Source organism: Bradyrhizobium sp. WSM4872, assembly GCF_055811715.1.
Genome location: NZ_JBVVPT010000008.1, coordinates 285711 through 298600 on the forward strand (window position 1 = coordinate 285711; position 12890 = coordinate 298600).

The 12890-nt window shown below is 62.5% G+C and carries 11 protein-coding genes; 9 read left to right on the forward strand and 2 right to left on the reverse strand.

Annotated elements, in window-relative coordinates; all coding sequences use genetic code 11:
- Window positions 1-54: 54 nt before the first annotated feature.
- The 4 genes from AC0L3C_RS14620 to AC0L3C_RS14635 all read left to right on the forward strand — a co-directional run bounded on the left by AC0L3C_RS14620 (window position 55) and on the right by AC0L3C_RS14635 (window position 5639).
- Window positions 55-2808: a decarboxylase gene (locus tag AC0L3C_RS14620; protein ID WP_473408302.1), complete on the forward strand. Its 2754-nt coding sequence runs from the start codon at window positions 55-57 to the stop codon at window positions 2806-2808.
- Between the two features lie 15 nt (window positions 2809-2823).
- Entirely contained in the window at window positions 2824-4524 is a 1701-nt protein-coding gene (locus tag AC0L3C_RS14625; protein WP_473260285.1) for an aspartate:alanine exchanger family transporter, read from the forward strand.
- Window positions 4525-4555: 31 nt separating this feature from the next.
- On the forward strand, window positions 4556-4993 hold the full coding sequence (locus AC0L3C_RS14630) for a hypothetical protein (protein ID WP_473408303.1): 438 nt from the start codon (window positions 4556-4558) through the stop codon (window positions 4991-4993).
- Between the two features lie 175 nt (window positions 4994-5168).
- Window positions 5169-5639 (forward strand): hypothetical protein, encoded by a 471-nt coding sequence (locus tag AC0L3C_RS14635; protein ID WP_473260283.1) that lies wholly within the window; start codon window positions 5169-5171, stop codon window positions 5637-5639.
- Window positions 5640-5736: 97 nt separating this feature from the next.
- Here the strand turns inward: AC0L3C_RS14635 and ppk2 are convergent, their stop codons facing one another.
- Window positions 5737-6537, reverse strand: a complete 801-nt coding sequence (gene ppk2, locus AC0L3C_RS14640; RefSeq protein ID WP_473279942.1) for a polyphosphate kinase 2 — start codon at window positions 6535-6537, stop codon at window positions 5737-5739.
- A 36-nt stretch (window positions 6538-6573) separates the two neighbouring features.
- Window positions 6574-7026 carry a hypothetical protein gene (locus tag AC0L3C_RS14645; protein WP_085351234.1) on the reverse strand — a complete coding sequence of 151 codons (453 nt, stop codon included), beginning with the start codon at window positions 7024-7026 and terminating at the stop codon, window positions 6574-6576.
- A 181-nt stretch (window positions 7027-7207) separates the two neighbouring features.
- Between AC0L3C_RS14645 and AC0L3C_RS14650 the strand changes: the two genes are divergently transcribed.
- From AC0L3C_RS14650 to AC0L3C_RS14670, 5 genes are all read left to right on the forward strand, one after another.
- Window positions 7208-7618: a hypothetical protein gene (locus AC0L3C_RS14650; protein WP_473280061.1), complete on the forward strand. Its 411-nt coding sequence runs from the start codon at window positions 7208-7210 to the stop codon at window positions 7616-7618.
- Complete coding sequence (locus AC0L3C_RS14655; RefSeq protein WP_027517207.1) at window positions 7611-8843, forward strand: HlyD family secretion protein; 1233 nt, start codon at window positions 7611-7613, stop codon at window positions 8841-8843. Before AC0L3C_RS14650 ends, AC0L3C_RS14655 begins: the two co-directional genes overlap by 8 nt.
- Before the next feature lie 113 nt (window positions 8844-8956).
- Window positions 8957-10300: a TAXI family TRAP transporter solute-binding subunit gene (locus tag AC0L3C_RS14660; protein WP_473408304.1), complete on the forward strand. Its 1344-nt coding sequence runs from the start codon at window positions 8957-8959 to the stop codon at window positions 10298-10300.
- Window positions 10301-10449: 149 nt separating this feature from the next.
- Entirely contained in the window at window positions 10450-11442 is a 993-nt protein-coding gene (locus AC0L3C_RS14665; protein ID WP_473260276.1) for an ABC transporter substrate-binding protein, read from the forward strand.
- A 104-nt stretch (window positions 11443-11546) separates the two neighbouring features.
- Window positions 11547-12890 (forward strand): DUF3300 domain-containing protein (locus AC0L3C_RS14670; RefSeq protein ID WP_473408309.1); only part of this gene is annotated, 1344 nt, incomplete at its 3' end.

Here is a 12890-nt window from a genome sequence, read left to right on the forward strand (position 1 = left end):
TGAGCGGGCATCACGATCCCGGCGGAGACGTCGCAAACTGATCTGGAGAGAGACATGTCCAAGGACGCCAAGGCTGCAGAAAAGCGCATCGATCAGTTCATTTCCGGGCCCGGCGGACGGGCGGACGACTGGCGCGACCTGGTCGAGGCAGCCAAGACGTGGGCACGCGGCGGCGATCGCGCGAAATATGACGCGGCGCTGGCTGATCTCTCCGTCATAGAGGAGTTTCACGGTTATCCCGGCCTGCAATTGATGGCGGCCTTGCGGGAAGCGGCAACGGCCGGGGATGCGGCGGGTTCACTTGGTCTTGCGACGCGGATTACACAGGCCCTGATGACAAGATCCTTCCGCCAGCATGCCGGCGATTGGGATCCCAAGGACGACGGCAGTGGCGATGCGCCCGAGCTTGTGTCCTCGACTTTCGGCTCACATGCAGCCCGACGGCCCTATTTCGAAACGCTGGTCGTCACCGGCGTCTCCTCCGAGAAGTGGCCGGCTCTCGCCAGCGAATGGCGCAAGCTGCGGCGCCCGGTCGATTCTTTCGTCTATGAGCCAGTGATCGTCGGCAGCCTCGAAGACGCCTTCTGCGCGACGATGCTCAACCCCAATATCGCCGCCGTCGTCATCAACGAAGGGTTCGGCCTGCGCTCGCGTCACGATGCGCCGATACTCCGCACCATGACCGCCGCCGCGGGTATCAATGACGAGGCGGACGCGTCCGCGCTCCGGCTAGCGCACGTCATCAAGCGGGTACGTCCCGAGCTCGACATCTATCTGATGTCGAATCGCGACGTGGAGGCAATGGCTGGGAACCCCGAAGCCAATGTGGTTCGGCGGATATTTTACTCGATCGAAGAGCTCCTCGAGCTCCATCTCTCCATCCTCGAGGGTATCCAGGATCGCTTCGACACTCCGTTTTTCGACAATCTCAAGAAATATGCGCAACGCCCGATCGGAACGTTCCATGCGCTGCCAATCGCGCGCGGCAAGTCTGTGTTCAGGTCGGACTGGATCCGCGATATGGGCGAATTCTATGGCTTGAACCTGTTCCTGGCCGAGAGCAGCGCGACCACTGGCGGCCTCGATAGCCTGCTGGAGCCGACCGGCACCATCAAGAAAGCGCAGGACAAGGCAGCCCGCGCGCTCGGCGCGGATCGCGTGTTCTTCGTGACCAATGGCACCTCGACGTCCAACAAGATGGCGGTGCAGGCGCTGCTCGGGCCAGGCGACATCGCGATCGTCGATCGAAACTGCCACAAGTCGCACCACTACGGCATGGTTTTGGCCGGCGCCCAGCCGATCTACGTCGAAGCGTTCCCGATGACGGAGTATTCGATGTACGGCGCGGTGCCGCTGCAGACCATCAAGCAGGCCCTGCTGAATGCGAGGGCCGATGGCCGGCTGGACCGCGTCAAGATGCTGGACCTGACCAACTGCACCTTTGACGGCCATATCTACAACACCCGGCGTGTGATGGAGGAATGCCTCGCGATCAAGCCCGATCTCATCTTCCTGTGGGACGAAGCCTGGTTCGGCTTCGCGCGCTTCTCGCCGTTCCTGCGCCGGCGCACCGCGATGGGCGCCGCGAACGAGATCGAGACCTGGATGCATGACCCGAAATCGGTCGCAGCTTACGAGAAGCAGCAGGCCGAGCTCGGCAAGACTCCGTCGGACGCGGTGCTGCTCAAGACCCGACTGGTTCCCGATCCGCGGCAGATCCGCTTGCGGGTCTACCAGACCAACTCGACCCATAAGTCGATGTCGGCGATCCGGCAGGGCTCGATGTTGTCCGTCAAGGACGTCGAATTCCATACCGTCGAGCAACAGTTCAAGGAGGCGGTGTTTACGCACGCATCGACCAGCCCGAACCAGCAGCTCATTGCCAGCCTCGACGTCTCGCGGCGCCAGATGGAGCTTGAAGGCTACGGTCTCGTCGCCAACGCGATCGAAATCGCGTTCGCGATCCGCAAGGCGGTCAACAACAATCCGCTGATCTCCAAATACTTCCGGATTCTCGGTGCGGACGCCATGGTGCCGGCGCAATACCGCCAGAGCGGCTTTACCGATTATCTGGCCGCCGGCACGAACTGGGCAAACGTCGTGAAGAGCCTGGACGAAGACGAGTTCTGCCTGGATCCGACCCGCATGACGCTGGTGTGCGGTACCGCCGGCTATGACGGTACGCAATTCAAGGGGATTCTAGCCAACGACTACAACATCCAGATCAACAAGACCTCGCGCAACTCGGTGTTGTTCCAATCCAACATCAACAACACCCGCAGCGACGTCGCCCATCTGGTGAGGGTGCTGGCCGAGATTGCGGGCGAGGTGGATCGCGGACTGGTTCAGGGCGGCGCCAATGCGAAGAAGACCTTCGATGCACGGGTCAAGAGCCTGATGACTGATGTGCCCGACCTGCCGAACTTCTCCCATTTCCACGACAGTTTCCGTGGCGATGCCGGCACCAAGACCAACGAGGGCGACATCCGTAGCGGCTTCTACTCGGCCTATGATGCGGCGGGATGCGAATATATCCGGCTCGGCGATTCCGAGATCGACCGTCGCCTCAAGGCCGGTCCCGACCTCGTCTCTGCCAGTTTCGTGATCCCGTATCCGCCGGGCTTCCCGATCATGGTGCCGGGGCAGGTCATCACCCAGGAAACCATCGACTTCATGCGCAAGCTCGATGTGAAGGAAATCCACGGCTACGACGCCAAGGAAGGGCTGAAGCTCGTACGTGCCGAAGCCCTGGCGAAGATTGGCCGGCCCAAGCCCGGCGCCGCGCCGAAGCTGAAGGCTGCATCGTAATAAAAGGGGACGGACATGCAGAGCTTTTTCACGTTCTTGCAGCAGAACCCGTTTCTGTTGCTGTTCTTCGTCGTTGGCCTCGCCGTCTGGATCGGCCGGGCCAGCATCAAGGGCTACGGCCTCGGCATGGTCGCTGGCGCCATCGTGGTGGGCGCTGGCCTATCTGTGTGGGCGTCGATCTATGGCGTGAAGCTCGAGTTGAACAACTTTGCCAAGAGCCTCTTCTATTACCTGTTCATGTATGGGGTTGGCCTTCGTGTCGGGCCCTCTTTCATCAACAGCCTGAAAGGCGACGGCCTCAAGTTCTGCATCCTTGCGCTCGTGTCCAGTGTTGTCGGACTTGCCCTGGTCGTGATTTGCGCCAAGCTGTTTGCGCTGCCAATTGGTGCTGCCGGCGGCATGCTGGCGGGATCTCAGACCATGTCTGCCGCGATCGGTTCGGCCGAGCAGGCTATCACCTCGGGTGTGGTGAAGCTCCCTGAAGGCATGAAGCCCGAGGATGCGTCTGGCATGATCGCGCTGTCCTACGGCATCACCTACATCTGGGGCACCGTGGGCATCATCCTGATCTGCAAGTACCTGCCGCGCTGGTGGGGCGTCGACGCCAAGGCGGCAGCCAAGCAGTACGAGCAGGAGTTTGGCGTCAAGGACCTCGAGGGTGGCGGCCTGACCGGTTACCGGCAGTTCGGCCTCCGTGCCTACCGGCTCGACAATCCGGCCCAGGTCGGCATGAGCATTGCCAAATTCCGGACGATGAATCCCGAATACCGCATCGTCAACGTGGCGCGCCGAGGAGAACCGCTGGGTGCCGACCCCGAACTCGTTCTGCAAAAGGGCGACGTCGTCGCGCTCGGCGGCTCGACCGAACATCTGACCGACAAGATGGGCCTGATCGGGCCGGAAGTCGCCGACGCCAAGGCGCTCGGCATTCCCATGGATCAGGCGGACATCCTTGTCACCAACAAGGAGATGGCCGGACGGACCTTTGAATCCTTCCGCGAGACGGCCATTGCCGGTCAGTTGCAGGTCACCAAGGTCGAACGTGGCGGCGTGCAGATTCCGGCCGGTCTCAAGACCGAGTTGCAGCGGATGGACATCGTCTCGGTGGTCGGTATCAAGTCGGCCGTCAACGAGCTCGGCGAGATGTGGGGACGCATTGCGCGGACCAACACCTCGACCGATCTGTTGACGCTCGCCGCCGGCATGATCATCGGTTTCCTAATCGGCATGATCGAATTCCCGGCCTTTGGTGCCAAGATCGGCCTCGGCAACGCCGGCGGTCTGTTGCTGTCGGGCGTGATCGTCTCGTCGCTGGTTTCCCGGCTGCGCTTCTTCGGCAACACGCCGAACGCGGCGCGCAATGTGCTCGAGGATCTCGGTCTCGTGGTCTTCGTCGCCATCGTCGGCATCAATGCCGGCGCCGGGTTGTTAGCGCAGCTCACGGGTGCGGTCGCGTTGAAGATCTTCGTCGCAGGCTTCATTGCCTGCACGATTCCGCCGTTCATCGTCTGGGCGATCGGCTTCCACGTGTTCAAGATCAACCCGGCCGTGCTGATGGGCGGCGTCGCCGGTGCGCGGTCTCACTCCGGGCCGTGCCGTGAGGCCGCGGTGGAAATCCAGAGCTCCGTGCCCTGGATCGGCTTCCCGGTCGGCTACGCGGTATCAGGCATTCTGCTCACCGTGTTCGGCTACTTCGCAATGATCCTGGCTCAATAGCTCGGCGTCACAACCAGAGGAAAGAAAAGTCATGAGAAAAGTCGCTATTTATGCCGCCCTGGTCGCCTCGCTGGCAGGCGTCGCCGGATTCAGCACGCCATCGCGGGCAGAGACCGGCCAAGTTGCCGTTGTCTTCACCAAGGGTGGCTTCATCGTTGGCGTCGGTGGGGGCGAGGGCGTTCTGCTGTATCGCGGCCACAAATACCCCTTCACCGTCTCCGGCATGAGCGTCGGCTTCACGATCGGCGCTTCGACCACCAAGCTGGTCGGTCGTGCCCTCAACCTGAGGGGGCCGGAGTCGCTCGAAGGCTCCTACGCTGTCGGCGGCGCGGGCGGTGCCATCGCTGCCGGCGCAGGTGCCGTTCAGCTACAGAACGGCAACGGCGTGATTCTGCAGCTTAGCGGGCCGAAGGTCGGTGCGGAGCTGTCAGCCGCTATGGGGGGCGTGACGATAGCTTTGAAGCGGTAGAGCGGCAGTCGCGCCGCTTCGGCGGTCGCGGCGCTCTAGCTTGAATGGCGGCTGCTTTTCTCATGCACGTAAGTCGGGGAAGCGGCCGCAAATCAGCGCCAGGTCGGGTGCCAACCGCGGTTCGCGAGGCATCGTCGAAGCGGATCACGGCACCCATATCGAGGGAGGACACGCCATGCTTCGTTATCTCTTAGCTCTTGTTGCAGCCGTCGTTCTTCTCACGGCCACGCTTATTCCCGATGATGCCTATGCCCGCCGCGGAGGTGGCGGTGGTGGCTATCGCGGAGGTGGAGGGGGCATGCGCGCCGGAGGTTTTCATGGCGGTGGCTATCGTGGCGGCGCCGTTCATGCGGGGCGGATCCATGGCGGAGGCGGACGCCATTACGCAGGAGGTCCGCGGCCGAGCCATCCGATCGCCGGTCGTCCTGGCCGTCCAGGTTACCCCGTTGCGGGCCGTCCCGGCCGTCCGGTCGCCGGCTATCCCGGCGGCTATCCGCGATATGGCTACCGAGGCGCGGCTTACGGTGCTGCTGCCGTCGGTGCGGCCGCCGCGGGCGCCTACGGATACTACAATAACAACTACAACAACGGCTGCTACCAGGACACGTACGGCAACTGGGTCTGCCCCAACCAGTACCCGTATTGAAAGAATGCGCTGCTGACGGGCCCAGCGAAGTCCGTCGGCAGCATCGATCTGACCGATCAGCGATCGGACCGCGCTGGCCGTGCGGCCGATCACCTCGTCAATAGCGTTCGGCGACGAAGTTCATTCCGCGCAGGCCGGCCTGGTCATTGTAGCGCCCCTTGTCGGAGCGCTTCGGCAGCTTCACCTTGTCCTTCTTGATCCGCTTGTGCGGGATAGCCTCCAGGATGTGCGCGATACAGTTCAGCCGCGCCCGCCGCTTGTCGTCGGAGCGAATGATGTACCAAGGCGCGTCCTTCGTGCTCGTCTTCTTGAGCATCAGGTCACGCGCGCGCGAATAATCATACCAGCGTTTGAAGGATTCGAGGTCCATCGGGCTCAACTTCCATTGCCGCACCGGATCGTCGATGCGGGCGTTGAAGCGGCGCTCCTGCTCGTCCATCCCGACCTCGAGCCAGATCTTGATCAGGATGATGCCGCCATCGATGGCGTACTTTTCCATTTGTGGGCAGAGCGACAGGAAACGATCGTGCTCGGCGGGCGAGCAGAATCCCATGACATATTCGACGCCGGCGCGGTTGTACCAGCTCCGGTCGAAGATCACGATCTCGCCGCCGGCCGGAAACTGCTTCATGTAGCGCTGGAAGAAAAGCTGCGTCTTTTCGCGATCCGATGGCGCCGGCAGCGCCACCACCCGGAATACGCGCGGGCTGACCTTTTCGGTGATCGCCTTGATCGTGCCGCCCTTGCCGGCCGCGTCGCGGCCTTCGAACAGGACGATGACCCGAAGCTTGTTCTCCTTTACATAATCCTGGAGGTGGCAAAGCTCGATCTGGAGCTTTTCGAGCTCCTTCTCGTAGTCCTTGCGCTTCATCCGCTCTGAGGCTTCGTCCTTTGCCATGCCGCTCCGCCTTCTCTTAACTCGGCCGAAACGTGATCAGTCGCCCCAGGAAATGATGACCCCGATGTCGCCGGGGACGCCGTCAGGAAAGTCGACGACCTGGTAGCCGATGCGATAGCCGCGCGGCTTGAGGTATTCGGTCCAGAGTTCGAAGATCTCTTTTGGAATTCCCGTCAGCGTTTTCTCCCAGCCCGCCTCCATCTGGTTGATCGCACGGCCCTTGTCCGTGCACAGTGTATTCGGGAAGCGATAGACCTGCACTTCGGTCAGCCCGTTGCGAACCGCGCGCTGGATGATGGTCGAGGCGAGCTTGATTTTCTCTTCCTCGGATTTGCCGGACGGTTTGCTCAGCCGTTCGATCAGAGCGCGTTTCTCGGCTTCGGCCGCGGCGGCGAGGCGAACATATTCCTCGGCCTTTCTGGCTTCCTCGAGCGCAGCTTCCTTGCGAATTTGCAGTGCGTTGGGAATGAGCTCATCGATGCCGGGCATGATTGGTGCGTTCCTGGCTTGCTGTGGGATCGGAGTCAGGGCTAAGCTAAGTTTCGCGCCGTTCGGACCTTTGATTCATATCAAGCAATTTTCTCACCTGCGCGGCCACGGTAACGAGCCGGCGCGCAGACCGCCCTGATCCCTTCTGTGGAGGCGACCATTGAGCGAGCAACTTCATCCGATGGCCCCGCATCATCTGCCGTTCTACCTCGCGCCGGGAAGCGGCACGGACGTGCTGATGGTGGTGATGGGGATCTTCCTGATCGGCACCGTACTCTGGGTTGGCACGCTCTATTGGAAGCTGCACAGCCTGCCGGAACGAATGGCCCACAAGTCGCAGAAGCTTCAGTTCGAGATCGTGGCCGTGCTGGGCATCATCTCGCTCTTTACGCATATGCACATTTTCTGGGTGGCCGGCCTTCTGCTCGCGATGATCGACTTGCCGGATTTCGGCACGCCGCTGCGGAGTATCGCAGGCTCTGTCGAGAGGATCGCCGATGCCGCGCCCGGCGAGGGTCGCGAGCCCGAACTCCCTGACTTGCCGCCGGTTGAAAAGCCGATCGTCAAGGGAAAGGAACACAGCCATGTTTGAGCTCATGTTCTGCTCCCTCCTGACCATCCTGCCGGACTACCTCTACCGCCGCTATGCCCAGGGCAAACGTTTCGGCAAGGAGATCACCTTCTTTTCCATCTGGTATGAATTGCGATGGGGCATCACCGGCTGCCTGATGCTGACGATTTCGCTGATCACGATGATCTTCTACTTTCACCCGTCAACGACCTCGGCCGCGCTCTATTTTCGGACGGTCCCCATCCTTCCTGAAGGCTCCGGCCGCGTCGCGGAAGTCAATGTCGGCTACAGCGAGGCAGTGAAGAAAGGCGATGTGCTGTTCAGGTTGGACAGTTCGAAGCAGAAGGCCGCCTTGGAGACGGCCACGCGCAAGATCGCCGAGGTCGACGCCGCGATGACAAGCGCCGAAAACGACGTGGTCAAGGCCGAAGCGCAGATCCAGGAAGCCAAGGCCAGCCTTCAGCAGGCCAAGGACGAGCTGGACGTCAAGACGGAGCTGCAGCGCCGCAATCCCGGTATCGTCCCGCAACGTGATATCGAGAAACTACAGGTCGTGGTCAACCAGCGGCAGGCTGGTGTGGACTCGGCCACCGCGTCCAAAACGTCGGCGATGTTGCGGCTTTCAACGCTGTTGCCGGCTGAAAAAGCGAGCGGCCAGGCGGCGTTGGCTGAAGCGCAGGTCGATCTCGACAAGACCTTCGTTCGCGCCGGCGTCGACGGGCGGGTCGAACAGTTCCTCGTTCGGACTGGCGATCTCGTTGCCCAGATCATGCGACCAGCCGGCGTGTTGATACCGGCGGATGCCGGTAGGGGTAGGCTGCAGGCCGGGTTTGGACAGATTGAAGCGGGGGTGGTGAAGGTAGGGATGGTCGCAGAAGCGACCTGCATCTCCAAGCCATGGGTCATCATTCCGCTCATTGTCACCGATGTGCAGGATTACATCGCCGCCGGCCAGGTCCAGGCTGGCCAGGAATTGATTGAAGCTCAGAATGCACGCAAGCCGGGTTCGATCCTCGCCTTCCTAGAGCCGCTGTACAAGGGCGGACTTGAAGGCGTGACGCCGGGCAGTAGCTGCATCGTCAATGCCTATACCAGCAATCACGAGGAGATCTCTGCGAAGGAGACGGGCACGGCTCGGGCCGTCGCTCTGCATGTCGTCGATGGCGTCGGGCTCGTGCACGCCATGCTGTTGCGAATTCAGGCGCTGCTGCTGCCGATCAAGACGCTGGTGCTGAGCGGGCACTGACCGGCTTCGCTTTGGTTTGAATCGCACTTCGGTTCAGCGATGCGCCTCAGTTGAGCCGGTCTGGCCTCATGAGCCAGTCCGACCACCGAGCGTATATTCACTATGAGCGCCACATGGTCCCCGCAAAAATGCCGATCTGGCTTCGTTCCATCATTGTCGCCAGCGCTGTTGTGCTCGTGCTTGGAGCTGGCCTGTTCGGCTACCGCTGGTATTCCCGCCCGACGACGCTGACCATCGCGGTCGGATCGCTGGACGGTGAGGCCGCTCGTCTGGTCTCAGCGCTGGCGAGCCGGCTTGCCGTGGTGAACGCCCCGGTCCGGCTCAGGCTGGTGGGAACGACCAACGCGGTTGATGCTGCCGAGCAGTTTGCGGCGGAAAAGGTCGAGCTTGCTGTCGTCCGCGGCGACGTCGGCGACCTATCGCAGGCGCAGGCCATCGTGGTTCTCGCTCACGCCGTTGTCCTGCTGGTTGCGCCGCCGGGCTCCTCCATTACCGAAATCGCTGGTCTGAAGCGCACCAGCGTCGGCGTGATCGGCGGCGACATGAATCGCAAGATCGTCGACGTCCTCAGCGACGAATACGGCCTTGGACGCGCCAACGTGACATTCCGCAATCTCCAACCAGCAGACGCGCGGCGGGCACTCGATGCCAAGGAGGTACGGGCGATTCTGATCGTCGTTCCCCTTGCGGAAAAGTATCTGGCCCTCTTGCGCGGCCTCTTTCTGCAAACGCCGAAGACCGCACCGGTCCTCCTTCCCGTCGAGGCGGCTGGTGCCATCGCGGAAAAGCAGCGCGCCTATGAAAGCTTCGATGTCCCGAAGGGCACGCTACGCGCTTCGCCGCCTGTCCCGAGCGAGGATCTCACCACGCTGCGGGTGTCGTTCTATGTGGTTGCGCAAAAGCAGCTCAGCGCAGAGGTGGCGGGCAGCCTGGCCGACGCGCTGATGAAGGCGCGCAGGGATCTGCTGGGTGAATTGCCAATCCTCTCGCAAATGACCGCGCCGAGCACGGATTCGGACGCCTTCCTCCCGGTTCATCCTGGCGCCGCAGCATTCTACAACGGAACGCAGCAGAGCTTTCTAGACGAATGGGGAAACGCGATCTTCCTCGCGCCCATGATTTTCGGCGGCTTCATCTCTATATTGGCGGCGGCTTGGAAATTCCTTCAGGTGCGTGATCCCTCTAAGGACGAACGGGGCCTGGACTTGCTGTATGCGCTGGGCGCGCGGATACGCAAGACGGAGGCGGAGGCCGAACTGTCCGATATCGAGGTCGAGATCGACCGGGTGCTCCAGGGCCAGCGCGCCAAGGCCGCTGCAGGAGACGAGAATGCGCTCGATGTCACGACATTGAATGTCGCTGCGCATCGTCTTCAGAGCCTGATTCACGACCGTCGGATCCTGCTGTCCGCGAATGGACATGAGCAAGCGCTCGGTCAGCCAGTTGACCGCACCTGAGGGTGGTCACTCCAGACCAAGCCGAATCACGACCGAACCCAAGCTTAGCTACCTTGATCTTGATCAAACCCTCCGGCCGCCAACCCCGTTTCCTTCAGCAATCGCGTCAAGCGAAGGGTGCGGGACATTCGGGGGATAGCGGACGGGCAATGAAGCGTCGTGAGTTCATGGCCTTGGTCGGGGCTGCAGTCGCTTGTCCGGTTTTCGCGCACGCTCAGGACGGGGCACCGCGGCCGATGCCGTCGGTCGGCGTGCTGACTGGCAACTTGGTGGGCGATGGCGGCGCTCAGATGCGCGTCAATGCCTTTCAGCAGGGTCTCGCCGACCTCGGCTGGATCGCCAATCAGAACTACCGACTCGATGTGCGCTGGCCGGGCTCCAATCCGACATGGCAGGAACGTGAAGCTCGCGAACTTGTTGCCACCGGACCCGACGTGCTGTTTGCGACCAGCACGGCGACGACTCGGGCGCTGCGGGCTGCAACGCAGGTCATTCCGATCATCTTTGTCGGGCTCTCGGATCCGGTCGGGACAGGCCTCGTCGTCGATCTGGCAAGGCCGACCAGCAATCTTACCGGCTTCTCGCTTTACGAGCATGCTATGAGCGGGAAATGGCTGAGCCTGTTGAAGGACATGGTGCCCAGCATGAGCAGTGCGATGCTTCTGTACAATCCCGAGACCGCGCCATATGCGCCCCTTTATCTTCAGGCCGCACACCAGGTGGAAAGTCGCCTGCGCATGACGGTTACCGGCGCCTCCGTCCGCAGCGGCGCCGAGATCGCGGGGGTCATCGAGACGGCGGCGCGGAATGGTAGCGGGCTCGTCGTGCTGCCGGATGGCGGTTTCTTCAGTACTCAGAGCGCCATGGCAATCCCGTTGCTGGCCCAGCGCCGCGTGCCGGCGATCTTCGCCGTCCGCTTCTATGCTGTGAATGGCGGGCTGATGTCTTATGGCGCCGACCTGACGCAACAGTTTCGGGACGGCGCTGGCTATGTCGCTCGCATCCTGCGCGGCGCCGAGGTCCGCAGTCTTCCGGTGCAATTCGCCACGAGGTTTGATCTCGTTATCAACGTGAGAGCCGTCCACGCGCTTGGGTTGGCGATCCCGGAACGATTGCTGATGGAGGCTGAGCTGATCGACTAGCTTGCTCGGGCGTGGCGGGGGATGAGGCAGCGTTTCGTTGATCTCGATCAACAAACGCCAGCTCTCGGGTCTGATGATCGGCGGACATGTGTATGGAGGATCTGATGTTTTGCTGCGGCAGGACCTTGATGGCGCTTGCGCTCGTGATCGCGATTCCGCTGGCGGCGGCGGCGCAGACCGCAGATAAGGCGCCGGCCTCCAGCCCACAGCAGGCAAATCCCCCCGCGCAAGCCGCAGAGCTTCTGAAACCGGAGCAACTCGAAGCTCTGGTCGCGCCGATTGCGCTCTATCCCGACGAGTTGCTTGCCAACGTGCTGGCGGCTTCCACCTATCCCCTGGAAGTCGTTCAGGCCGATCGCTGGCTGAAGGAGCGCAAGACTCTGAAGGGTGATGCCCTGAAGACTGAAGTCGAGAAGCAGCCGTGGGATGACAGCATCAAGGCGCTGGCCTCGACTGCTGAGGTCCTGGCCATGATGAGCGACAAGCTCGACTGGACCAAGGCGCTGGGCGACGCCGTCCTGGCACAGCAGCCGGATGTGATGGATGCGGTCCAGCGGCTGCGGACCAAGGCTTATGACAACAAGAAGCTGGTGACCACCAAGCAGCAGAAGGTGAGCGTCAAGACCGAGGAAAGCAGGCAGGTGGTCGTGATCGAGCCGGCGGTTCCCGACACGATGTATGTGCCGTATTACGAGCCTGCGACAGTCTACGGCGCGTGGCCCTACACCGAGTATCCACCATATTACTTCGGCTACCCGTCCTACATCGGCGCAGGCGTCGTCGCGGCGGGTCTCGCCTTCGGCACGGCCTGGGCCATCGGTCGCTGGGGCAATTATTGGGGCGGCGGCTGCAACTGGGGCAACCGCAACGTCTATATCAATCACCGGACTACGAATATCGGAAATGGGTGGCAGCACAATCCCTCGCATCGCCAAGGGGTACGCTACAACAACGCCAACGTTCAGCAGCGCTTCGGCAATAGCAATCTGAAGGCCGGCGCCGCCGACCGGATGGATTTCCGCGGCCGCGACGGACAGCAGAAGCCGGGACAGGATCGGCCTGGTGGCGCAGATCGCGCCGGTGACCGTGCGGGAGATCGCGCTGGCGACCGAGGTGGCGACCGTCAAGGCGCCGGGGATCGCGCCAAGGCCGGAGGCGATCGCGCCAAAGGTGGCGGCGATCGCGCGGCGAAGGGCGGTGGTGCCAAGAATGCCGGTGCAAAGAGTGCTGGCCCTAAGGCGGGCGGTGCCAAGGGCGGCGGCACCAAGGCCGCGAACCGCGGTGGTGGCGGCGGCGCCCTGAACGTATCGTCGGGCCGCTCGGCGGCCGCAGCGTCGGCCCGTGGCCAGGCGAGCATGGCGAGCATGGGACCGCGCGGTGGCGGCGGCGGAGGTGCGAGCTTCGCCGGCCGAGGCGGCGGCGGAGGCTTCCAGGGTGGAGGTGGCGGA

Coding starts and splice junctions, on each gene's coding strand:
- AC0L3C_RS14620 (WP_473408302.1), top strand. CDS start 55: ATGTCCAAGGACGCCAAGGCTGCAGAAAAGCGCATCGATCAGTTCATT.
- AC0L3C_RS14625 (WP_473260285.1), top strand. CDS start 2,824: ATGCAGAGCTTTTTCACGTTCTTGCAGCAGAACCCGTTTCTGTTGCTG.
- AC0L3C_RS14630 (WP_473408303.1), top strand. CDS start 4,556: ATGAGAAAAGTCGCTATTTATGCCGCCCTGGTCGCCTCGCTGGCAGGC.
- AC0L3C_RS14635 (WP_473260283.1), top strand. CDS start 5,169: ATGCTTCGTTATCTCTTAGCTCTTGTTGCAGCCGTCGTTCTTCTCACG.
- ppk2 (WP_473279942.1), bottom strand. CDS start 6,537: ATGGCAAAGGACGAAGCCTCAGAGCGGATGAAGCGCAAGGACTACGAG.
- AC0L3C_RS14645 (WP_085351234.1), bottom strand. CDS start 7,026: ATGCCCGGCATCGATGAGCTCATTCCCAACGCACTGCAAATTCGCAAG.
- AC0L3C_RS14650 (WP_473280061.1), top strand. CDS start 7,208: ATGGCCCCGCATCATCTGCCGTTCTACCTCGCGCCGGGAAGCGGCACG.
- AC0L3C_RS14655 (WP_027517207.1), top strand. CDS start 7,611: ATGTTTGAGCTCATGTTCTGCTCCCTCCTGACCATCCTGCCGGACTAC.
- AC0L3C_RS14660 (WP_473408304.1), top strand. CDS start 8,957: ATGGTCCCCGCAAAAATGCCGATCTGGCTTCGTTCCATCATTGTCGCC.
- AC0L3C_RS14665 (WP_473260276.1), top strand. CDS start 10,450: ATGAAGCGTCGTGAGTTCATGGCCTTGGTCGGGGCTGCAGTCGCTTGT.